19 protein-coding genes, 1 tRNA gene and 2 pseudogenes are annotated in these 22,010 nt (G+C 46.4%); 12 read left to right on the top strand and 10 right to left on the bottom strand.

Annotated elements, in window-relative coordinates; all coding sequences use genetic code 11:
- The first annotated feature begins 77 nt into the window (after positions 1-77).
- The 5 genes from hslU to ubiB are packed head-to-tail and all read left to right on the top strand — an operon-like array spanning position 78 to position 4,927.
- On the top strand, positions 78-1,400 hold the full coding sequence (hslU, locus tag F8R13_RS06615; protein ID WP_152833267.1) for an ATP-dependent protease ATPase subunit HslU: 1,323 nt from the start codon (positions 78-80) through the stop codon (positions 1,398-1,400).
- A 40-nt stretch (positions 1,401-1,440) separates the two neighbouring features.
- Positions 1,441-1,821 carry a gamma-butyrobetaine hydroxylase-like domain-containing protein gene (locus tag F8R13_RS06610; protein ID WP_152832852.1) on the top strand — a complete coding sequence of 127 codons (381 nt, stop codon included), beginning with the start codon at positions 1,441-1,443 and terminating at the stop codon, positions 1,819-1,821.
- A 21-nt stretch (positions 1,822-1,842) separates the two neighbouring features.
- Positions 1,843-2,610, top strand: a complete 768-nt coding sequence (gene ubiE, locus F8R13_RS06605) for a bifunctional demethylmenaquinone methyltransferase/2-methoxy-6-polyprenyl-1,4-benzoquinol methylase UbiE (RefSeq protein ID WP_152832850.1) — start codon at positions 1,843-1,845, stop codon at positions 2,608-2,610.
- Between the two features lie 13 nt (positions 2,611-2,623).
- Positions 2,624-3,277 carry an SCP2 domain-containing protein gene (locus F8R13_RS06600; protein WP_152832848.1) on the top strand — a complete coding sequence of 218 codons (654 nt, stop codon included), beginning with the start codon at positions 2,624-2,626 and terminating at the stop codon, positions 3,275-3,277.
- A gap of 9 nt (positions 3,278-3,286) precedes the next feature.
- Positions 3,287-4,927: a ubiquinone biosynthesis regulatory protein kinase UbiB gene (ubiB, locus tag F8R13_RS06595; protein ID WP_152832847.1), complete on the top strand. Its 1,641-nt coding sequence runs from the start codon at positions 3,287-3,289 to the stop codon at positions 4,925-4,927.
- Between the two features lie 478 nt (positions 4,928-5,405).
- On the opposite strand, the gene F8R13_RS06590 is transcribed toward ubiB, so the two are convergent.
- Positions 5,406-5,482: transfer RNA gene (locus F8R13_RS06590), tRNA-Arg, on the bottom strand.
- A 220-nt stretch (positions 5,483-5,702) separates the two neighbouring features.
- Between F8R13_RS06590 and F8R13_RS11830 the strand changes: the two are divergent.
- A pseudogene (locus F8R13_RS11830) lies at positions 5,703-6,008 on the top strand (PAS domain-containing protein); the annotation flags it as partial.
- Between the two features lie 2,073 nt (positions 6,009-8,081).
- Positions 8,082-8,609: pseudogene (locus F8R13_RS11825) on the top strand (methyl-accepting chemotaxis protein); the annotation flags it as partial.
- Here the strand turns inward: F8R13_RS11825 and F8R13_RS06580 are convergent.
- The 3 genes from F8R13_RS06580 to F8R13_RS06570 form a co-directional block, all read right to left on the bottom strand.
- Positions 8,606-10,138: a DHA2 family efflux MFS transporter permease subunit gene (locus F8R13_RS06580; protein ID WP_216642607.1), complete on the bottom strand. Its 1,533-nt coding sequence runs from the start codon at positions 10,136-10,138 to the stop codon at positions 8,606-8,608. The pseudogene F8R13_RS11825 and the gene F8R13_RS06580 sit on opposite strands and share 4 nt — an antisense overlap.
- Before the next feature lie 16 nt (positions 10,139-10,154).
- Positions 10,155-11,144 (bottom strand): HlyD family secretion protein, encoded by a 990-nt coding sequence (locus F8R13_RS06575; protein ID WP_152832843.1) that lies wholly within the window; start codon positions 11,142-11,144, stop codon positions 10,155-10,157.
- Between the two features lie 278 nt (positions 11,145-11,422).
- Complete coding sequence (locus tag F8R13_RS06570) at positions 11,423-11,632, bottom strand: cold-shock protein (protein WP_029912515.1); 210 nt, start codon at positions 11,630-11,632, stop codon at positions 11,423-11,425.
- Positions 11,633-11,929: 297 nt separating this feature from the next.
- Between F8R13_RS06570 and hemH the strand changes: the two genes are divergently transcribed.
- Entirely contained in the window at positions 11,930-13,054 is a 1,125-nt protein-coding gene (hemH, locus tag F8R13_RS06565) for a ferrochelatase (protein ID WP_152832841.1), read from the top strand.
- Here hemH and folM read toward each other — a convergent pair.
- Positions 13,051-13,773, bottom strand: a complete 723-nt coding sequence (gene folM, locus F8R13_RS06560; protein ID WP_152832839.1) for a dihydromonapterin reductase — start codon at positions 13,771-13,773, stop codon at positions 13,051-13,053. The genes hemH and folM overlap by 4 nt on opposite strands.
- Before the next feature lie 139 nt (positions 13,774-13,912).
- Between folM and F8R13_RS06555 the strand changes: the two genes are divergently transcribed.
- On the top strand, positions 13,913-14,476 hold the full coding sequence (locus tag F8R13_RS06555) for a DUF2628 domain-containing protein (RefSeq protein ID WP_172967719.1): 564 nt from the start codon (positions 13,913-13,915) through the stop codon (positions 14,474-14,476).
- A 6-nt stretch (positions 14,477-14,482) separates the two neighbouring features.
- Here the strand turns inward: F8R13_RS06555 and arsJ are convergent, their stop codons facing one another.
- The 5 genes from arsJ to F8R13_RS06530 form a co-directional block, all read right to left on the bottom strand.
- Complete coding sequence (arsJ, locus tag F8R13_RS06550; protein ID WP_152833263.1) at positions 14,483-15,691, bottom strand: organoarsenical effux MFS transporter ArsJ; 1,209 nt, start codon at positions 15,689-15,691, stop codon at positions 14,483-14,485.
- A gap of 91 nt (positions 15,692-15,782) precedes the next feature.
- Entirely contained in the window at positions 15,783-16,802 is a 1,020-nt protein-coding gene (locus F8R13_RS06545; RefSeq protein ID WP_152832835.1) for an ArsJ-associated glyceraldehyde-3-phosphate dehydrogenase, read from the bottom strand.
- A 31-nt stretch (positions 16,803-16,833) separates the two neighbouring features.
- The gene (locus tag F8R13_RS06540; protein ID WP_253806381.1) at positions 16,834-17,331 is read right to left on the bottom strand and encodes an arsenate reductase ArsC; all 498 of its coding nucleotides are present in this window, start codon (positions 17,329-17,331) and stop codon (positions 16,834-16,836) included.
- A gap of 77 nt (positions 17,332-17,408) precedes the next feature.
- On the bottom strand, positions 17,409-17,972 hold the full coding sequence (locus tag F8R13_RS06535; protein ID WP_152832831.1) for a thioredoxin family protein: 564 nt from the start codon (positions 17,970-17,972) through the stop codon (positions 17,409-17,411).
- Positions 17,973-18,005: 33 nt separating this feature from the next.
- Positions 18,006-18,971 carry a permease gene (locus tag F8R13_RS06530; RefSeq protein ID WP_152832829.1) on the bottom strand — a complete coding sequence of 322 codons (966 nt, stop codon included), beginning with the start codon at positions 18,969-18,971 and terminating at the stop codon, positions 18,006-18,008.
- Between the two features lie 118 nt (positions 18,972-19,089).
- Between F8R13_RS06530 and F8R13_RS06525 the strand changes: the two genes are divergently transcribed.
- The 3 genes from F8R13_RS06525 (at position 19,090) to F8R13_RS11820 (ending at position 22,008) form a co-directional block, all read left to right on the top strand.
- Positions 19,090-19,440 carry a metalloregulator ArsR/SmtB family transcription factor gene (locus tag F8R13_RS06525; protein ID WP_152832827.1) on the top strand — a complete coding sequence of 117 codons (351 nt, stop codon included), beginning with the start codon at positions 19,090-19,092 and terminating at the stop codon, positions 19,438-19,440.
- A 167-nt stretch (positions 19,441-19,607) separates the two neighbouring features.
- On the top strand, positions 19,608-20,951 hold the full coding sequence (locus F8R13_RS06520; protein WP_152832825.1) for an FAD-dependent oxidoreductase: 1,344 nt from the start codon (positions 19,608-19,610) through the stop codon (positions 20,949-20,951).
- Complete coding sequence (locus F8R13_RS11820) at positions 20,938-22,008, top strand: GTP-binding protein (RefSeq protein WP_152832823.1); 1,071 nt, start codon at positions 20,938-20,940, stop codon at positions 22,006-22,008. Before F8R13_RS06520 ends, F8R13_RS11820 begins: the two co-directional genes overlap by 14 nt.
- Positions 22,009-22,010: the final 2 nt, after the last annotated feature.

Genomic DNA, 22,010 nt, shown 5'->3' with positions numbered 1-22,010 from the left:
TCTACAGATGTCGGTTGCCAACGATGGCTAAGCATAAATCAACCTCAAGATAATGAATGAAGGAAGCTTCAAGCAAAATGATGACACCAAAAGAAATCGTCCATGAGTTAGATCACCACATTATCGGGCAAAATGATGCCAAGAAATCCGTCGCCATCGCATTGCGTAATCGTTGGAGACGCTCGCAACTTTCGGAAGAGCTTCGTCAGGAAGTGACTCCGAAAAACATCCTGATGATTGGACCGACGGGTGTCGGTAAAACCGAAATCGCTCGTCGCCTTGCAAAACTGGCGAATGCGCCTTTTATCAAGGTTGAAGCAACCAAATACACGGAAGTCGGCTATGTTGGTCGCGAAGTGGATTCCATTATCAAAGACTTGGTTGAAAGTGCCGTCAAGATGGTTCGCGAACAAGAAATGGTATGTGTTCAAAGCCAAGCTGCCGACATTGCCGAAAACCAAATTCTGGACACCTTGTTGCCCCCAGCTCGCGGACACGAATCTGAAAGCTATGACAATATGGCAGAAACCCGTCAAAAGTTCCGCAAGCGTTTGCGCGAAGGTGAGCTAAATGACAAAGAAATAGAAATCGACTTGGAAGCCCGCTCTCCTCATGTAGAAATCATGGGCGCGCCAGGTATGGAAGAAATGACTAGCCAACTTCAGGACATGCTCGAAGGCATGAACCGAGGCAAAAAACAAAAGCGCAAACTGCCCATTAAACAAGCCATGCGTATCCTTACCGAAGAAGCGGCTTCACACCTGATTGATTTGGAAGACATTAAAGCCAAAGCGGTAGAAAGTGTTGAACAGCAAGGCATCGTCTTCATCGACGAAATTGATAAAGTTGCCAAGCGTCATGAAAGCGGTTCAGGCGGTGATGTCTCTCGCGAAGGGGTTCAAAGAGACCTGTTACCTTTGATTGAGGGGTCAACCGTTTCTACAAAATACGGCATGGTGAAAACAGATCATATTCTGTTCATTGCATCCGGCGCATTCCATTTGTCAAAGCCATCCGATTTGATTCCTGAACTGCAAGGGCGCTTGCCGATTCGCGTTGAATTGCAATCTTTGAAAGTGGAAGACTTCGTCCGCATCCTGACGGAACCTAAAGCCGCACTGACAAAACAGGCGATTGCTTTGCTACAGACCGAAGGGGTGAACATCGAGTTTTCCGAATCCGGCATTCAGCGTTTGGCGGAAATCGCTTTCCAAGTGAATGAAACCACCGAAAACATCGGTGCGCGTCGTTTACATACCGTTATGGAACATTTATTGGAAGAAGTTTCCTTTAATGCGCCGGACAACAATGGTCAGCAAATCATGATTGACCGAGATTTCGTTGAAGCGCGTTTGGGCGACTTGGCACAAGACCAAGACTTGTCGCAATATATCCTATAGAATGTCCGGTATTACGACTCAATAGAAACCAGTAGCGCCAATGCATCAGCCGATAGAAATCAAACTGCAGCAAAAATCTCGCAAGTTGGTCATCACCTTCAACACTGGCGAGACGTTTGAACTGCCGTGCGAATACTTGCGCGTCTATTCGCAGTCGGCGGAAGTGACAGGACATGGCCCGGGGCAGGAAGTCTTGCAAGTCGGCAAACAAAACGTCAATATCGACGCCATTACGCCGGTAGGCAACTATGCCGTCAAACTGCATTTTGACGATGGGCATGATACCGGTATTTACAGCTGGGAAACCCTTTACGACCTAGGCAAAAACTACGATAGCTATTGGCAGACTTATTTACAAAAACTGCTTGCCGCCGGGCATAAGCATCCAGACATGGAAACCCATGTTTCAGACTTGCTGTAAAAACACTTAGAGGCAAAACTTATGAACAACACTAACAGCTCTCAATCGGAACGCACCATTGATTTCGGCTTCAGCAAAGTGCCTCTTGAGGAAAAGGTCAAACACGTCAAAGGCGTGTTCGACTCCGTTGCAGAAAACTATGATTTAATGAACGATGTCATGTCTTTCGGCGTCCATCGCCTGTGGAAAAAACATACCATCGAACTAAGCGGCATTCGCCCCGGCAAAACCGTTCTAGATTTGGCTGGCGGCACCGGCGACCTCACCAAAGCCTTTGCAAAACGTGTCGGTAAAAGCGGTAAAGTTGTGCTGGCAGACATCAACGAAAACATGGTGCGTGTCGGCCGTGATCGCTTAACCAACGAAGGCATTATCGGCAATGTCGAATATGCCATCACCAATGCCGAAGCCCTGACTTTTCCAGACAACACTTTCGACCTTGTCACCATGGCTTTCGGTCTACGTAACGTCACCAACAAAGATAAGGCTTTGGCAGAAATCTACCGTGTGCTGAAGCCCGGTGGGCAAATGATGGTATTGGAATTTTCTAAAGTCACACAACCGATGATGGCGAAAGCTTATGACTTCTATTCCTTCAATATTCTGCCTAAAATGGGGAAATGGATCGCCAAGGATGAAGCCAGTTACCAATATCTTGCCGAATCCATTCGTATGCATCCTGACCAGGAAACCTTAAAACAAATGATGCTGGATGCCGGCTTCGATAAAGCTGAATACTTGAACATGAGTGAAGGTATTGTCGCACTCCATCGCGGCTGGAAATATTGAAGAGGTCACACACATGAGCACGGAAAACCTGCAAGACAACACACAAGGTATCGATGCGACCAAGCAATGGACATCCACCACGCTTGCCAAGATTTTTGAAACCATCTTGAACCAATCGGTCGCCATGGATGAAATGCAGGGCATCGGCTTTCAAATGCTGGATGAAAAAGTGATCCAGCTGACTTTCACCGACTTGAAATTGACCTTCTTTATCATTTACCAACTGGATGCGGCAAAAGATGAAAAATCTACCAGGTTGGGGCACTTCACCGTGCAGGCTCATTTAATGGGCAGTGCCGATACACATATCAAAACCACCTTGGTTGACTGGCTACGCCGTACCACAGAAACAGAAAGCCCTCTTGGTTCCGCGTTCCTGGCAGCGCTCTACACCATCGACATCGACTGGGAAGAACAACTTTCCCATTTCACTGGAGACTTCATCGCTTTCAACATCAGCCAAACTGCACGCAGTACCAAGCAAAACTTCAAAGCGGCAAAGCAGAAAGCTGGCGTCACGCTGAAAGAATACCTGCAATTTGAAATCAACCTGCTACCGACCAAACTCCAAGTTTGTCACTTCAATCAGGAAGTGGAAGACCTTGCCGATGACGTTGACGCTCTGTCTGCAAGAGTCGATGCGCTAATCCATTCAACCCCAAAATAAACTTTTCGTATGCTTTCTTTTATCAAAACACCTTTCAAACAGTTCAAACGACTGATTAAAATCAATCGCGTCTTAACCTATTACCGTATAGACCATTTACTGTTTGCCAACACGAAATACGAATGGTTCACGCTTATCAACGGCATCCTGCCGTGGAACTGGCGTTCACGCTCCAAAGCACCTCGCGGCGAACGCATTCGTCTTGCTTTGGAAGAGTTGGGGCCTATTTTCATTAAATTCGGTCAGGCGCTTTCCACGCGTAAGGATCTACTACCGGAAGATATTTCCGTCGAATTGCGCAAACTGCAGGACGACTGCCCTCCTTTTGATGAACAACACTCAATTGAAATCATCGAAAAAGGGTTAAAGCGCTCTATTGCCGAGGCTTATGCAAGCTTTGACCCGGTGCCGATGGCATCTGCCTCTATCGCACAGGTACACGCCGCCACATTACTGGATGGCACCGAAGTGGTTGTGAAGGTCGTGCGCCCTGACATCAAACCGGTGATTGAACAAGACGTCTCGATTTTACGCTCCCTGGCACAACTACTGGAAGCCGCCATTAAGGAATCGCGACGTCTACATCCGACAGAAGTGGTTGCCGAGTTTGAGAAAACATTGCTCGATGAACTCGACATGATGCGTGAAGCCTCCAACGCAGCCCAATTACGTCGTAACTTCGAAAACTCCGACTTACTTTATGTTCCCGAAATCTATTGGTCACATACTAACGACCATGTCATGACCATGGAACGTATCTACGGCATCCGCATTTCTGATACCGACAAACTACTTGAAGCCGGTGTCGACTTGACCGACTTGTCCGCCAAAGGCGTCACCATTTTCTTCACTCAGGTTTTCAAACACAATTTCTTCCATGCAGATATGCATCCGGGGAACATCTTCGTGTTGCCGGACGGCCGTTATGCGGCTATCGACTTCGGCATCATGGGTACACTCACCCCCGAAGACCAGCGTTATCTAGCAGAGAACTTTCTGGCATTTTTCAATCGCGATTACCTTCGCGTTTCCGAACTGCACATTGAGTCGGAATGGGTGCCAAGAGATACTCGTGTCAATGAGCTTGAATCCGCCATTCGTTCCGTCTGCGAACCGATCTGGGACAGACCTTTAAAAGAAATTTCATTCGGCTTGTTCTTGATGCGTCTATTTCAGACTGCTCGACGCTTTGGTATGGAAGTACAACCACAGTTGGTATTACTGCAAAAGACTCTACTGAATATTGAAGGTCTGGGGCGTCAATTAGACGATGAACTGGATTTATGGGATACCGCGAAACCTTTCTTGGAAGATTGGATGCAAGAGCGCGTTGGCCTCAAAAGCCTTATCAAGAACACCAAAGCCAACCTTCCCTACTGGATTGAGCAGGCACCGGCTCTTCCAGGATTGCTGCATGCCAGCTTGAGCAAGCTTGCCCATGCCGATTTTCAGCAAACTGCCGAAAAGCTTGAAAAGGTACAGCAACAAATGGAAAAACAGCGCAAAGCAGAGCACCGCCGCTGGATAGGATTGCTGTTGATTGGTGCCGCGGCTTTCACCACTAACTTAGATCTTCCTTCGTTTTTACACGAAGACTGGTTTAGAGCTATTGTTGCCCTAACTGGGGTTTATCTTATTATAAAAAAATAACATCCAAACACTGATCCTAGAGGGTAGCAAACCACAAAAACTCGTAGTAGGATTATCTTAATAAGAGTGAAAATATTCACCAAAAAAGCGATAGGAAATGCTTTAGAGCTTAAATAAGTGCACTTAATTAAGCTGATGGCTCACTGATCCATAAGCATGAATCTCTAGTACGGTTCAAAACGCATTAATAAAAGATCATAGGACCATTTATGTTCCTAGATATCACCAAAGAGCACGCTTGTATAGTGCCACCACTCAAATCATCATTCGGCATGTATTTGTTGCTTTGGCTAAATCTCAAAATCACTTCAGGATTAACCTCAACATGCAAGATATCCATACATCAAAGGTTTTGGAATGTTTGATTGAAAACTGGAAATGGAACCACAGTATTGATTACTCTCAAGGGTGTCTTTTAGACAAACCCAAAGCGGAACCCAAAGTATAGATAAAACCGAAAAGTATTCTAGAAGGAAAATGGCGCGCCCAAGAAGATTCGAACTCCCGGCCTTTCCCTCCGGAGGGGAACGCTCTATCCAGCTGAGCTATGGGCGCTTGTTTAAAAGCGAAGCTATTATAAAAGATTCAAGTTCAGTATGGAAATGAATCACCAGCTACAGGCACCTATCCTCATACGCACCCCTTTATTAAAAGGCTCTATTCCTCCCCATAAAGTGACTCCGCCTTGACATGCCAAGCAAAGCAAACCATCATTACGTAATAAAACTTAATAAATATAAGAAGATAAAAAAGATAAAAACAGAGAGGTTTAGGCATGCATAAAATGGATGATCAAAATTATCGTTTGGTACTCAGAGTTGATACTGAAGGTAACATTACCGAATTGAACCAGGATTACCTCAAGTGGACTGGTTACAGCAAAGATGAACTTCTCGGTCAACATGTTTCCTTCCTTCTCAAACCGTATCCCGATAGTTTAATCGACGACATGGGCAAAACATTGCGTTCCGGCAAGCCTTACTATTTTTATGCGCACGAAGCTAAGAAATCCGGTGAAGAATATTGGACAGAAATGAGCTGTTTACCCTTTTTCGAGAACGGCGAATACCAAGGTTACACGTCCATTAAACGTCTTCTAGACGTCCAAAACATACCAAAAGTCGAAAAAATCTACAACAACCTGACAAACGGCTCTCTATTAATCAAAGAAGGACAACTAATCAAACGTTGGTCTTATTTCATCATGAATAGCTTGGGGCTATATCGTTTTGAAGCGAGCCAATTGATGATGATTTTCTCAGTGGTTTTTGCTCTAGCTAGCGTGACATTTTTGTATTTCAATGAAGTCACTCAGAAAGAAAAGGTCAAAAGTCAAACCATTGCAGACTACAACACTAAAACCCATACCACCATTGAGAATCTATTCATCAGCAAAAAAAATGTCGGTGAATCTATCGTAACAGGACTATTAGTCAACCCTGAAGTTAGAACAGCTGTATTGAACAAAGATGTCCCCGCATTGGTTAATTATTTCTCCGACTTGAAGCCTTTCTTTGCAGAGCGCACAACCTTTAAAAACATCAGAATCGACATCACCGATGACAAAGGGATTTCTTTCTTCCGCTCTTGGCATGGAAAAGATCAACATGAGATAAATGAAAACAATCGTGACTACATTAGTCAACAGACGCAAAACCCCAAAATAAAAACCATCTTCGAGTTGGGCGAAAAGGGAATTGGGTTCCGCTCGCTGACTCCGGTATTTGATGTCGACGGACGATACCGTGGTTCAGTAGAATTAATCCAAGGTACCGGTTCTGTTCGCCGCCAACTGCTGAAAGATAACCTTCTTTATACCCCTATTCTCAATAAAGAGTTTGTAGCGTCGCTCGGCGGCAATATTGGTAGCAACGCTGACAACAAAGCTATCGGAAACGGCGGTCACTATGTCGTCGGTCATAAAGGACGCTCTTCAAAGTCGGAAGCAGCTCAAATCGATTTACTGAAAGATGTCCCGATTTCCGAACTCATCAAGCGTCAAACCTGGTTGCATAACGGCTATCTCCATACTGCCATCCCGATAGAAAACCAAAACAAAAAGGTCATCGGCTATTCTATTGTTTCTGAAGACGCCGAAACAATGCATAAACAACTTGAGGGAATTTATGCCCCAATTGAAAAGGGCTTTTTGATTTCTTTAACAATGCTTGCTATCGCAATATTTGCCTTCGTCAGTTTCATGATTTTCTTTATTAGCCTACCTTTGAGAAAATCGAAAAATGCCATTAACGAAGCGGTAAAAGAATCCGATCTTTTCCTTCGACTGGACTCTTACGGTAAAAACGAAGTCGCGCAAATGGGCGCTGCATACAACCAGCAAGCCATGCTAACGCAATTTGCCATTTCAGAAACTTCCATGTCATTGAAAGAGATTGAGGAAGGTCAACTTGAGCGTCAAATCACCTACCCACTACAATCCGATTTCGGCTTATTGAAAGATTCCGTTAACAACACAACTACAGGCTTAAAACAGACCTTTGCACAAATCGAAAGTGTCATGCAGGATTTGAAAAACGGTGATTTTGGCAATCAACACCAAAACAATTTGAAAGGCGCTTATCACCGCGTCATTGATGATTGTTTGAGCACCATGTCCACACTATCTGGTGTCTTTGCCGAAATCTCTCGTGTCATGGAAATGGCCAGACGCGGAAACTTCAACGAAACCGTTTCGGTTTCCGCCCGTGGAGACATTGAAAAACTCGCCAACACCATCAACGAATCCATGACTCGTTTAAATGCCGGGTTTGCCGATATTGTTTCTGCTGCACAGCGTATCGCAGATGGTGACTTTACTCATCCCATCAACAATGAATATGAATACGCTATTGATGAAGCCAAACAAGCTATCAACCAATCGATTACGGATTTACGTTCAACCGTCTCGGGTATCATCAATATCGCACAATCTGTTTCTTCATCGGTTGCGTCTGTTGCCTCTGGAACTGAATCTTTGAATGATCGTACCCAAGAGCAAGCCGCTTCCTTGGAAGAAACGTCCGCGGCAATGGAAGAAACCGCCTCTCAAGTACACCAAAACCTTGAGTCTACCCAAGAAGCTGCCACCATCGCCAACGAGCAAGGAAAAGCATTACAAAACGCTAACAAAGTCATGCAGGAAACTCAAACAGCAATGACGGACATTAAAACGGCTTCCGAGCAGATTCAAAGCATCACCAGTTTGATAGATAGCATTTCCTTCCAAACCAACCTATTGGCGTTGAACGCTGCGGTAGAAGCCGCACGTGCTGGTGAACATGGCCGTGGGTTTGCGGTTGTGGCAGGTGAAGTTAGAAGTCTAGCAGGCAAGTCTGCAGACGCTGCGAAAGAAATCAGTCAACTCATCGAGAAAACCGCCATTGCTGTAGATAGTGGTGTCAATAAAGTCGACATGGTCAACCAGCAACTTGAACAGATAACGGAGAAAACCGGAGCACTGCAAAAAGTCGTGAACGATATTTCTCAGGCGTCTGCAGAGCAGTCGAAAGGGATTTCCGAGGTCAACAATGCAATATCAAGCATTGATAGCATCACGCAGCAAAATGCGGCGTTGGTAGAGGAAACTTTCTCAACGGTTGAACAAGTGCGACATGCCTCGGATGAATTGCTCGACAGTATGAAAAAGTTCAATATCGGCCAACAGACCAAGCATTTGAACTAGGCCGCATTTTTATTTCGCCGAATGATGAGCAATAGTGGCATCAACACCACAAAGCTCATCATCACCACCCAAAAGGTATCCATAAAAGCTACCATCAGCGCTTGACGATTTAATTCATCTGCCAACTTTTGTACCGCCGGTTGCAGGTTGGATAAACTCATACCTTGCAATGCCAACCACCGGCTTACCTCTGGATTTTCCGGTACGATATGTGCGCTTAGCCCCTGTTGACTCATTCTGTCAGCATGATTCAAAACGGTAATCACAATTGAGATCCCCACCGAACTTCCCAGTGTTCTTGAGAGATTGTAGATGCCCGCCGCCTGACTGGTTTCCGCTTTAGGAAGGGTTTCATAGGCCAGTGTCGATAAGGGTACAAAAATCATCCCCATTCCCAAACCTTGGACAATACTCGGAATAATGAAATCAATTTCTGCCGCATCCAAACTGACGGTCGTGAACAAATAGGTACCGCTGGAAGCAAATAGAAAACCTGCCAAGATAATCAAGCGCAGATCCACTTTATTAATAAAACGCGAAATGGCGAACATTCCCACTGCGGAAGCAATGCCTCTCGGGGCCATCACCAGCCCAGCAGTCTGTGCGTTATAGCCGAATAAGTCCTCTAACATCAACGGCTGCAAGGCAATCGTACCGAACAGTCCCAAACCGAAGGTGAACATCATAAAGCAGGAGGTCGCGAGATTCCGGTCTTTAAGAACAGCCAGATTGACGATACTGTTCTCTCGCCCCCAGGATCGCAATATGAAGGCAATTATCGCCAAGAAACTGATCACCGACAGTAAAAGAATAAAGGACGAGTCAAACCAGTTTTCCTGATTACCTCTGTCCAGCATCAACTGGAAAGAACCGATCCCCAGTGCCATGAAAAGAGCACCCAACCAATCAGCACTCACTTTATGTGTAGGTTCGAATTGGAGTAGCATCCACACCATCACGACATTAATGATGCCAACCGGAAGGTTCATATAAAAAACCCAACGCCAATTCAGATGTTCCGTAATAAAGCCGCCAAGAGTTGGCCCGAGAACTGGCGCAATCATAATCCCTACTCCCCAAAGCGCCATGGCTTTACCACGCTCTTCCTTGGGGAAAGTATCAACCATAATGGATTGAGACATAGGCACGACAGGGGCGCCGAAGAAGCCTTGAAGCAGTCGGAACACGACCATTTCCGCCAAACTGTCGGCCTGCCCACACAAGGCTGAAGTCACCAGAAACCCGACAATACTGATCAGCATCAGTCGCTTTCGCCCAAACATTCTGACGAAAAACCCGGTGACCGGAATCATAATAGCTTCGATAACGATATAACTCGTCAGGACCCAAGTGATTTGTTCGGAGGTCGCACCCAACGCCCCCATCATATCGGGCAGCGTGACGTTGACGATGGTCATATCCAAGATGACCATAATGGTCGTCAACATGACCGTAATCGAAATCAGACCTTTCGATACACCGGGCTTGGCAACGCCCCCTTCCATAACTTGAGCTTGCGCATTGCTCATAAGGATGTGTCCGTGATTATTGCGTTGTGTCTATGGTTACATCGACACTGGCACCAATACGAAGTTTTTGAAGCCACTCATCACTCAGCTTCTCGGTATTCAGATGCACACGCACTGGAAAACGCTGGGTCACTTTTACCCAATTCCCGGTCGCATTTTGCGAAGGAATTAAGGAAAATGCAACGCCACTTGCTGGGCTGATTGATTCGACCGTCCCTTCAAAGCGATGACCGGGATACATATCTAGTTGCAATTCCGCTTTTTGATTTGGATGAATGCGTAACAGATCGGTTTCTTTGAAGTTTGCCGCAACCCAAAACGCATCATTTTCGACCATCGGGAAAAGTTTCTCGCCAACAGAAACATATTGCCCCGGCTGAACCATCACTTCTCCCAAAACACCATCGGTTGGTGCTTTGATATCGGTATAAGACAAGTTCAGTTTGGCTTTGTTAATGGCAACCTGAGCCGCTTCGATTTGTGCCGCGGCTTGTTGCAAGCGTGCCTGAGCGGAGTTGATTTCTGATTCAGCAGCATCGTATTTTGCGGTGGCTTCTTTCAACTTATAAAGACTGTCGTCTGATTGTTGCTGAGAAGCCAACCCTTTCTTGCTGAGCGACTTGACGCGCTTGTAATCTATTTCTTGAAAATTCTTAACATTCAAGGCATCTCTGGCTTGGGCTCGTGCAGTCCTTTCATCCGCAGTTGCCGATATTGCCTGAGTTTTTGCCAGAGTCAACTGCGCTTGCGCTTGCGCCAATGCCAATGAGAAATTGCTTGGATCAATATGCACCAGCACCTGTCCTTTATGGACCCTTTGGTATGACTGTACCAAGACTTTAGAAACCTGTCCTTCGACTTGAGGGCTCAAGTAAACGGTATTCGCTGACAAATAGGCATCAGAAGTAGACGGATGCAGGTCACGGTACTGAAACCAAAAGTAGCCGCCAATGGCAATAACACCCACCAACGCCAGAAAAAACCACAATTTCAATTGCTTTACCATAGACCCAATACCTGAATAATTCCGAACTCGCTCATTGCTTAATGATAGAAATAAGGTTGCTCATAAAAGCTGTTTTTAAAATACCTGTATCATGCATTTGATAATATTCTAAGTCATAACAAATTTATTATCTTTGCTTTTAGCGCCACTGGGCGGTTTAGAAGGCAAAATTCATAAAGGATTCATTTTTCATCCCCCCAGAAACAACAACCCCCGGCAGAACCGGGGGTCGTCAACAAAGCGAAATGCTTTGAAACTACAAATTGCAGCTGAGGGAGTTAGGCTGGAACAACGTTTTCCGCTTGAGGACCTTTCGCTCCTTCAACAACTTGCATTGTTACCGCTTGACCTTCAACAAGCGTTTTACGACCAGAACCCTGGATAGCTGAAAAGTGTACGAATACATCTTTCCCACCTGGTTGCTCGATAAAACCGAATCCCTTTTCGTCGTTAAACCACTTAACAGTGCCTGAAACTACGTCTGACATGCTTCTTCCTTTTACTTAACTAATGATATTGCTTGGAATTCCTAATCGATCGAAGGTGTTTCTGAGGAAATACATCCAGTCAGTCAAAACATGCCCGACACAAAATAACCGTAAAGGCGCATTGACAGAAGTGACTTTGAAAAATCAGTTGTTCCGCTTAGCTTTTTAACAAAAAAGCGTTGAGGAATCAACGTAAAACAGCTTTTTTACCAAATATTGCTTATCTTAAGTGCTTTCAATGGCTGCCAGTTTTTCTTATGATAGTCCCCAAACATCAAATTCAGGAGCAGATAAAGCATGGTTTACCACAACCCAATTCAATTCCAACATGGTGATGACCAAGCAGTAGGCATTTTAATCACCAACCTAGGCACACCGGATGCGCCAACCAAGGAAGCACTAAAACCTTATCTGAAAGAATTTCTCATGGATACACGCGTGGTTGAACCGCCACCAGCAAGATGGCTATGGAAACTGATTTTAAACGGCATTATTTTAAACACGCGCCCTGCGAAGTCCGCTGAAGCCTACCAAGAAGTTTGGGGACACTATGGCGAAGGTTCTCCTTTACTGGATATTGGTAACGCGCAATTGGAAGCCATCGCCAATAAAATCCGCCCACATTTCAGCGGCAGAGTCGAGTTCGCGCTGGGCATGCGTTATGGCAATCCCTCCATTGCTTCGGCACTGGAATCGCTTGCGGCAAAAGGTTGTACCAAACTGGTCGTGCTACCGCTTTACCCACAGTACGCCGCTGCCACAACCGGTTCTACCTTCGACGCCGTCTCCGCAGCCATACAGACTTGGCGCTGGGTTCCTGAATTACGCTTTGTTGCTAAGTATCACCGTCACCACGGCTATATCAAAGCTTTGGCAAACTCAATTCGCGAACACCAAGCTGAGCATGGAAAACCTGATTTACTGGTCATGTCATACCACGGTATTCCGCAACGCTATTTTGATGGTGGCGATCCATATCATTGCGAATGCCACGTCACATCAAGATTGGTTGCGGAAGAGCTAGGGTTGAACTCTGACGAATATAGAGTGACTTTCCAATCGCTGTTTGGCAAAGAAGAGTGGATCAAACCCTATACCGATGCCACCATGAAATCCCTGCCGTCTGAAGGTGTAAAACATGTTCAGGTCATTTGCCCCGGTTTCTCGGCGGATTGCTTGGAGACGATTGAAGAGATCGATCAGGAAAACCGTGAGTACTTCATGGAAGCTGGCGGTGAGCAGTTCAGTTATATTCCAGCGTTGAATGCCAGAGATGACCATACCGATGCCTTGGCAGACATTCTACTGACTCAAACCCTCGGTTGGCCGGAAAGACAAGGCATGGATCAAGCTGCTGATGCGTTGGAGAGACAAAAAGTTCAAGCCAATGCTGAGAGAATGCAGCAAACCAAGAATCGTTAACTTTTTAAGTGCCCGATTTCGATACGTGACCCTGTCGATGTCGGGCTATTCATCAAAAAATTCACGGCTTGCCAAATAGATTCCATCCCTGCCGGTTTCGGAACTGCACTTTCTGACAGGCGCTGTTGTTGATATTCCTCCGAATCACCCTCATTGAAGCACACCAGCCCAGGTGCAATAGTATTCACCTTTACTTCTGGCGCAAACGCTCGCGCGTGTGACAACATCAAAGACTCCAGCGCTGCCTTACTGCTGAGATACGCGGCATAAGCGCCCTGCCCCTGCAAAGTGCGGCAATCCGACAACGCGATGATATCCTTTTGTTCACTATGGCAAGCCTGAAGCAGAGGTAGACAAACCTGATTCAAGCGATAAGGTGCATTGACATGCACATCGTACATCGCCTGCATCAGTTCCGTTTTCTCGGCAACCTTCTGTTCACTTACCCACAAAGAGGCGTTGTGAATCACTGCACGTAAACTTTGGATATCCTCTTCCAGCACCGTGCAAAAATCCTTCAAGCTATGGGGATGCGTGAAATCGACCTGAAAACCAAATGCCCCCGCTGCCTTAAGCTCATCGACCGCCGCGCGTTCGGTACGATAAGTAAAGATCACAGGATAATCGGTCTTGTCCAAAAAATGCTGCGCCAAATAACGCCCGATACGCTGTCCCGCACCGGTAATCAAGATTGCATTTTCCAGTTTTCTTTCCAGCATTGTCACGCTTCCTTTATTGATAAGTTTTTGTACGAACGGATAGAGATTATCGCTACCATTTCGCGCTTTTCGGCATTTGCACACTTGATGCAATATGGTAAGCTTCGTCTATAAAAATAATCATATCAGGATACTTACTATGACGGAAACATCGAATCAACCGCAGTCGAATGAAACCTCAAACGAAAGTCAAACGTCAGCCGAATTCATCCACTCCTCAGAGACAAACGACCAATACGAACAAGCCATGCTGGAAGCTTTCGTACAAAAGCCTTCCAAAATGACTTATTACCAAAAAGCGTTGCAAAAAATGATGGTCACGGGCTCCCCCAACCTGCAGTGGCACTGGAGCTGGTGGGGATTCTTTGGTGGGTGGGTTTTCCTGCTTTATCGCAAAACCTATTTAGCGGCATTAGTGACCTTTCTTATCACCTCCGCTATCAGTTTCATTCCTTTCGGCACCTTTGTCTGCATGATTGTATTGGGAGGGATTGCACCGTTTTTCATCGTCAAACGTTATGCCATGCTCAAACAGCAAATCGAAAACCGTTATGAAACTGAAGAAGAGCGATTACATGCCATGACAGAAGTCGGTGGCTTCCATAGCTGGGTAGCCTGGGCAGCGGGGATTTTCTATACCCTGTTGGTTTTAGTTCTACTGGTAATTTCCATTGTAGACCCTTCAAGCTTACATCATCACTAACATCGACTAAAGCGCATGCGGCTTGGCTTTTAAAACCAACGCCGCCGCCAACATAACAAACACAGAAGAGACCACTAGACTCGCTTCCATTCCTGCAAACTGATAGGTCAAACCGGACAATAACGTACCGATTAAACGCCCGCCGGCATTTGCCATGTAATAAAAACCGACATCTTTCGATGCACCGTCTTCATCCGCAAAAGACACAATCAGATAAGAATGCACCGCAGAGTTGAGTGCAAACACGATACCAAAAATCATCAAGCCGACTACGATGACCGTTTGCGGATGCCATGACAGCAACGGCGCCATCGCGATTGGAATCAACGCCAACAATACCGCCAGTTTCATCGCCGTCATGGATGTCGGCTTCGCACCACCTTCGACAGCCTTACCTTTTTTAATGCCTGTCAGTTTGGGCGTGATTGCTTGTACAAATCCATAACCGATTACCCAAGCCGCCATAAAGGTTCCGACCGCCATGAACGACCATCCCAACACCGACTCCAAAAAGACCGGCAATGCCACCACAAACCAAATGTCTCTTGCACCAAACAAAAAGAATCGTGCCGCAGACAACCAGTTGATGGCTTGCGACTTAGAAAAGATTTCACTGAATTTGGATTGGGTTTTTGCTTTGCCAAGCGACGCATCCAACAAGAAAATGGAAAACACCAATGGCAAAACAATAATGGCGACCAACACATAAAGCGCATTGGTGAAGCCGATGCCTTCCAGCAACGCCGCCCCGATAAAGAACCCAACGCCTTTCAATGCGTTTTTCGAACCCGTTAGCAATGCCACCCATGAGTAGAGCTGCCCACTGGCATCTGATGCCAGACTTTTGATGGAACTTTTCGCCGACATTTTGTTGAGGTCTTTGGCAATACCGGACAAAGCCTGTGCGGCCATCACATAAGCCACCGTCAAATAACTGCTATCCACCGTCAACATCATCAGGGCAATAATCTGCAGCACCAAGCCGAGGTTCATGGTGACATTCAGCCCCAGCCTCGCGCCAAGCCAACCGCCGATTAAGTTTGTCACCACGCCGAAGAATTCATACAGCAAGAACAACAGGGCAATGTCGAAAGGAGAGTAACCGAGTTGATTGAAATAGAGCAGCACCAGCATGCGGATGGCACCGTCGGTCAAGGTAAACGCCCAATAATTGGCAGTCACCAAGCCATATTGCTGTAATGAAGAGAGTTTCATCATAGTGCCTTCCGCCGTGCAAAATCTACCAGGTTGGGGTATGGCTACCCCCCAACCTGGCAGATTTTATGTCGTGTAAGTAAGGTTTTGCTTAAGGATTCAGTTGACCGACTTTTACCGCCAGCTCCATCATCCTCAACACATAACCGATTTCATTGTCGTACCATGCCAGCAGTTTCACTTGCGTGCCGTTCACCACCATAGTCGATGGTGCATCAATCACCGAAGAACAAGGTTCACCTTCAAAATCGACCGAAACCAAAGGACGCTCTTCAAAACCAAGAATGCCTTTCAAATAAGTTTCAGAAGCTTCTTTCAACAAGGCATTCACTTCCTCGACGGAAGTTTCTCGCTCCATTTCCAACACCAAATCCGTCAGGGAAGCATTCATGAAAGGGACACGCACCGCAATGCCGTTCAATCGCCCGTTCAATTCGGGGAAAATCGTCCCTATCGCTTTTGCTGACCCCGTGGTAGTCGGAATCAAAGATTCAAACGAAGCTCTGGCACGACGCAAATCGGCATGGCCGTGATCAACTACTTTTTGCGTGTTGGTGCGATCATGCATGGTGGTAATCATCCCGTGCTTGATGCCCAACTTTTCATGCATCACCTTGATGACCGGCGCGATACAGTTGGTGGTACAAGAAGCGGAAGTGATAATCGGGTCTTGCCCGGCAACGAAGACATCATCGTTAATGCCCATGACGATATTCTTGATACCTTCTTTCATTGGCGCGGCAACGATGATTTGCTTCACACCTTGGTCAAGATAAGGCTGCAATGCTTCTTTGGTGCGAAATTTACCAGTGGCTTCAATCACCACATCCACACTCAATGCCGCCCAATCGGTATCCGCAATGTCTTTGTTGCTTGAGTAAGAAATTGTCTGCTCTTCAATCGCCATGGTTTGCTCTTCTGGGTTGGCCGTCACCTCATGGTGCCAGCGCCCGTGCGCCGAATCAAAATGTAGCAAATGCGCCGACCCAACCACGTCAGTGGCAATCTCATTGATGTGCACAAACTCAACCTGAGGCCAATCAAAGGCTTCTCTTAACGCCAAACGCCCCATGCGGCCGAAGCCGTTGATCGCTACGCGTATTTTTTGCATGATATTTTCCTATTCTTAATCAGGTGGATGATTACTTCAAAGATGCGGCTTCATGATGCAAAGCAGCGACTTCATCCATGTGTTGTTGCAATTTAAGGTGTTCCAATTTTTCCATTGGCAGCTCGGTAAACAAGCGAATGCGGTTTTCCAAATAACGCAAAGCCTCACGGAAAGGTCTGATGTCCTCATTGCCATTTCTCAAAGGATCTTCAATACCCCAGTGTGCCGTGGCCGGATGCCCTGGCCATACAGGGCAAACTTCGCCTTTTGCGGCATCACATACGGTGATAATCAAATCCATTTGCGGTGCGTCTGAGCCGGAAAATTCATCCCAGCTTTTTGAACGTAGTCCTTCCGTGCTCAGTCCCGCGCCTTTCAACACCTCCAGTGTCTTAGGGTGAACATGCCCCAACGGAGCACTCCCTGCGCTAAACGCTTGAAAGCGCCCGTTTGAAACATTGTTCAATAAAGCTTCCGCAATAATGCTTCTCGCTGAATTTGCGGTACAAATAAATAAAACATTAAACATCTCGGTCTCCGGTACAAGAAAAAACCTATACATTCCATCAGCAATAAATGACGAATATATGAAAGTCTGATGAAATTTTACGCTTGAGGGGTTTGCTCAAACCATTCCTGAATTTTTTCTTTGGAGGGCACACTCCCTGAATGCACCACCATTTCAGCGATTACCACCGCAGGCGTAGACATGACGCCATATTCCAGAATTTTCGCTACATCATGAACGGCAACGACATTCACCGCAATGTTCATCTCTTTCGCGACCATCTCAATACGTTTGATCGTGTTGTCGCAGTTGGCGCAACCGGTTCCCAATACCTTGATTTCCATCCCGTCTGTTGCGCTCTCCGCAGTTGAATCACAGCAGGACGTTTGTTCGGCACCTGAACAACAAGAAGACTCTGTTTTTTTCTCCGCAGTCGTTTCGCAACTACCGCTAGGACAACACTCACCGGTTTTAGACAACTTGCCAACCAAGTTGCTTGGGCACCATCCGGTAAAGGTGGCTTGTAACCCCATGCCCGCGGCAAAGATACCTAACCACAACCAGTTAAGTTCAAATAGGTTCACCTGCCCGAAAACATGCGCCATGATGATTGAAAACAAAATCATCGACGTCATCATACGAACCATCAAATTGTCTTTCATTGCTATACCTACCCTCTCAAGACCAATACAAAATTAACCAAATACAAAATTAAACAGATAACCGACCAATATAAACGCCACCGTCAGTACCCCGACAAAAGCCGCCAATGCAGGCCAGCGAATCACTTTTCTCAAAATCAACAATTCAGGCAACGACAAGGCTGCAATACTCATCATCAGCGCCAAGCTGGTACCAATCGGCACGCCTTTGTTCAACATCGCCTCAACAATCGGCACCACACCCGTTGCATTTGAATACAGTGGAACGCCTAGCAACACCGCCGCAGGCACTGACCACCAATTATCTTTACCGCTTAAATAAGTCGTTACCCATTCCTGCGGCACATAACCATGAAATAACGCGCCTAATGCAATCCCGACAACCACCCATTTCCAGATTCTTCCGACGATGGTTTTCACTTCTTCACGCGCAAACTGGTGACGCTGTTGCCAAGACATTTTCGGGTTCATCGCACTGCCGGCCGAGCCATGACTTTTCAATTCCCAAACATAGGACTCCACCCAGCGCTCCGGTTTGAACCACTCCAACACGACTGAACCGATGTATGCCACAACCAAGCCTGCCGCAACGTAAAGTAAGGTCACCTGCCAGCCAAGTAGGCTCCACAGCAACACCACCGCGACTTCATTGATCATCGGACTGGCGATGAGAAAGGCAAAGGTGATTCCCATCGGAATTCTCGCTTCCACAAACCCGACAAATAAAGGCACCGAAGAACAAGAACAAAACGGTGTCACGCTGCCCAATGTTATCGCCATGCTTCTCGCCAGCCATTTCGCTTTGCCCTGCACCTTATCGCGAATCCACTCCGTCGAGATAAATGCACGGAACAAACCGATGACATAAATAATCACCACCAGCATGAAAAATATTTTCAGCAAGTCCATGATAAAAAAATGCAATGCCTCTGCTGCCTGCGTATGGGCAGACATAGCAAAAACTCGATACACTAGAAAACTGGCAATTTGTTCAAACATCTTTCATCTCTGTTAAGATAGTTAATATAGGATGAAAGCATAATATCCGTTTATACGGATATATTCAATAAATATTCGCGAAGTCACAAAAACTTCATGTTCAAATACGGAGTCAAACATGACATCTATTGAAGATTACAGCCAGTTTTTCAAAGCCTTGAGTGAGCCGATGCGCCTGCGCATCCTTTACCTTCTACTCAACCGGGAAGACCTGTGTGTTTGTGATTTTGTGGCAGTGATGCAAGCGGGTCAAAGTTTGATTTCAAGACATTTGGCTTACCTGAAAAACGCAGGTTGGGTGAAATCTCATCGTGAAGGTACCTGGATGCATTACCAATTGGAGACATCACTCCTTCCATCCTCCTACCTAGAGACACTCAAAGAACAGCTTGCCAACGTCGAATCTTGCCAACAAGACCTATTGGCTCTTGAAGCTTATGAGACAAAGGAAAGGCAGTGTAATCTATGAAAAAGCCCTGCAAAAAGTCGTAAAATAGAACCGTTAAAACAGAAAGAGAGATTTGCCACGAGATGGAAGCACAGCTCTCAAAAAATTAAATTAGAAAATACTTATTAATTCCATAAAAGCGATTTATAATACCCGGCTCTGAATTTTTCAACGAAATGGATAAGTCTATGCGCACCCGAAATTTTGATGTTGTTATTGTTGGCGGTGGAGTCACCGGTACAGCGTTGAGCTACGTCTTAGCGAAATACACTGACGTCAAAAGCATCTGTATCCTGGAAAAATATGGCGCTATCGCCGCCCTAAACTCCAATGCAACCAGCAATAGCCAAACCTTGCATTGCGGCGATATTGAAACCAATTACACCCTGGCAAAAGCCACGCAAGTCAAGCACACCGCAAATATGCTGGTGCATTATGCCAAGCAAGTTGAAAAAAACGACTTTCTTTTCAAATTTCCGAAAATGATTTTGGCGGTGGGCGAAGAAGAATGTGAACGCCTTGAAAAACGCCATGAAGAATTCAAAGATGCCTTCCCTTACATGGAACTTTGGGACTTCGACCGCATTGCCGAAGTCGAGCCAGCGGTTGCCTACAAAGACGGCAAGCCACGCCCTGAAAAAATCATGGCAAGCGGTTGCACCGACGAATACTCTGCCGTCAACTACGGCAACTTGTCTCGCTCGTTTATCGACAGCGCACGTAAAGCCGGTAAAGACGTACAGGTTTACTTGAGCACAGAAGTCGAGCGTATTGTCGAAGTGGAACACGACCACTATGAATGCCAAACGGCACAAGGTACGTTCAATGCACGCTTTGTGGTGGTTTCAGCCGGTGCACACAGCCTGTTACTTGCCAACCAGTTAGGGCACGGCATGGATCTTTCTATCCTACCGATGGCTGGTAGCTTCTACTTCGCACCAAAAATTCTAAACGGTAAAGTCTATACCATGCAAAACGACAAACTGCCGTTTGCCGCCACTCATGGTGATCCAGATTTGACCGCGCCAGACAAAACCCGCCTAGGACCAACGGCTCTAATGTTGCCAAAACTGGAACGTTACACCGGCGGAACTTATCTGGATTTCTGGCGCAGCTTGAAGTTGGATGGCAAAGTACTGAAAGTCTTCTGGGACTTGATGCGCGACGGCACCATTCGTAACTATGTTTTGAAAAACTTCCTGTTTGAAGTCCCTTGGTTGAACAAACGCCTATTCGTCAAAGACGCCCAAAAAATCCTACCGGATTTAAAAGCCTCCGACATCTGCTATGCCGATGGCTACGGCGGTGTGCGCCCACAAGTTATCGACAAAACCACTAGAGAGCTTAAACTGGGCGAGGCCAGCATCGTGCCTGAAGATGACCATATCATCTTTAACATGACGCCATCACCAGGGGCGACCACTTGTTTAGGCAATGCATACCGCGACGCTAAAATCATTTGTGAGCGTTTGGAAATCCCAATGAAACGCGAACAATTGATTAACGATCTATTAGACGGTGAAGACCTCTAACCAACCGGCTCCCAACGCCAAGTGCCCCGTCAATCTTGTCACGGGGCTACTGGGCAACGGCAAAACCACCCTTATCCAGCATCTGCTTGGCTCCAAACCTCAAAATGAAATTTGGGGACTGCTCATCAACGACTTTGGTGAAATCGGCATAGATGCCGCCGCACTTACAAACAGCCAAAATTCAGAAAATTCACCCTTAGTTGAAGTATCCGGTGGTTGTCTATGCTGTACTGCATTTCAGGGTTATCAACAGGCATTATCAACCCTGCTGGCGCAAAAGGTTGACCGCATCCTCATCGAGCCGACCGGGCTGGGACACCCCGCCAAAATTATCGACCTATTGAAACAGCCTCCTTTCAAAGACCTTGTTTCAATGGCCGGCATTATCGGCGTTGTCACCGCCGCCCAACTCTCGCCGGAGCGCTGGCAAAAGTCCGCGATTATGCGCGACATCGTCACACTTGCCGATACCCTCATCGTCAATAAAAATGACCTTGCCACACCTGCAGAATTGGCAGCGGCGCAGTCCGTTCTCAACAGCACCTACCCGCCTAAGGAAAACTGCATTGTCACTTCTTTGCAAAACAGCGTTTCGCTTGACACCCCCAACCTGGTAGATTTTAAGCAAACAAAACAGCCCTTTTTTCTCATCGCCGGGCTGGAAGAACACGCCCAGCAAACCGCTGGCACCCCACAACCTTTTGTCTCGACACTGCCTTTATGCACGCGCTCGGAAATGCGCATTGGCAACACCAGTACCATCGGCTGGGTATTTGACCCGCAACTGCAATTTCACCGCACCCATTTTCTGGCATGGTTGAACAGCTTAATCACCGATGCGGACAAAAATCTGCTACGAGCAAAAGGCTTAATCAAGACCGGGAATGAATGGCAACACCTCAACACCATTGACCAGCAAACCCAGCTTTCCGACATTGCTTGGCGCCAAGACAGTCGGCTCGAACTTATCTTCAACCAAGCATTAAACGAGCAGGACATTGCCACGCTGGAAAGCGGGTTATCAGAATGTCTTTTCACCCGGAATCAACAAATTTAATA

The organism is Hydrogenovibrio sp. JE_KL2, assembly GCF_009296185.1.
Lineage (GTDB): Bacteria > Pseudomonadota > Gammaproteobacteria > Thiomicrospirales > Thiomicrospiraceae > Hydrogenovibrio.
Note: the sequence above shows the minus strand (reverse complement) of the source record. Positions and strands in the feature narration are given on the sequence as shown.

Excerpts from the sequence above, each read along its gene's own strand:
- hslU (WP_152833267.1), top strand. The coding sequence starts at position 78 with ATGATGACACCAAAAGAAATCGTCCATGAGTTAGATCACCACATTATC.
- F8R13_RS06610 (WP_152832852.1), top strand. The coding sequence starts at position 1,441 with ATGCATCAGCCGATAGAAATCAAACTGCAGCAAAAATCTCGCAAGTTG.
- ubiE (WP_152832850.1), top strand. The coding sequence starts at position 1,843 with ATGAACAACACTAACAGCTCTCAATCGGAACGCACCATTGATTTCGGC.
- F8R13_RS06600 (WP_152832848.1), top strand. The coding sequence starts at position 2,624 with ATGAGCACGGAAAACCTGCAAGACAACACACAAGGTATCGATGCGACC.
- ubiB (WP_152832847.1), top strand. The coding sequence starts at position 3,287 with ATGCTTTCTTTTATCAAAACACCTTTCAAACAGTTCAAACGACTGATT.
- F8R13_RS06580 (WP_216642607.1), bottom strand. The coding sequence starts at position 10,138 with ATGAGCAATGCGCAAGCTCAAGTTATGGAAGGGGGCGTTGCCAAGCCC.
- F8R13_RS06575 (WP_152832843.1), bottom strand. The coding sequence starts at position 11,144 with ATGGTAAAGCAATTGAAATTGTGGTTTTTTCTGGCGTTGGTGGGTGTT.
- F8R13_RS06570 (WP_029912515.1), bottom strand. The coding sequence starts at position 11,632 with ATGTCAGACGTAGTTTCAGGCACTGTTAAGTGGTTTAACGACGAAAAG.
- hemH (WP_152832841.1), top strand. The coding sequence starts at position 11,930 with ATGGTTTACCACAACCCAATTCAATTCCAACATGGTGATGACCAAGCA.
- folM (WP_152832839.1), bottom strand. The coding sequence starts at position 13,773 with ATGCTGGAAAGAAAACTGGAAAATGCAATCTTGATTACCGGTGCGGGA.
- F8R13_RS06555 (WP_172967719.1), top strand. The coding sequence starts at position 13,913 with ATGACGGAAACATCGAATCAACCGCAGTCGAATGAAACCTCAAACGAA.
- arsJ (WP_152833263.1), bottom strand. The coding sequence starts at position 15,691 with ATGAAACTCTCTTCATTACAGCAATATGGCTTGGTGACTGCCAATTAT.
- F8R13_RS06545 (WP_152832835.1), bottom strand. The coding sequence starts at position 16,802 with ATGCAAAAAATACGCGTAGCGATCAACGGCTTCGGCCGCATGGGGCGT.
- F8R13_RS06540 (WP_253806381.1), bottom strand. The coding sequence starts at position 17,331 with ATGTTTAATGTTTTATTTATTTGTACCGCAAATTCAGCGAGAAGCATT.
- F8R13_RS06535 (WP_152832831.1), bottom strand. The coding sequence starts at position 17,972 with ATGAAAGACAATTTGATGGTTCGTATGATGACGTCGATGATTTTGTTT.
- F8R13_RS06530 (WP_152832829.1), bottom strand. The coding sequence starts at position 18,971 with ATGTTTGAACAAATTGCCAGTTTTCTAGTGTATCGAGTTTTTGCTATG.
- F8R13_RS06525 (WP_152832827.1), top strand. The coding sequence starts at position 19,090 with ATGACATCTATTGAAGATTACAGCCAGTTTTTCAAAGCCTTGAGTGAG.
- F8R13_RS06520 (WP_152832825.1), top strand. The coding sequence starts at position 19,608 with ATGCGCACCCGAAATTTTGATGTTGTTATTGTTGGCGGTGGAGTCACC.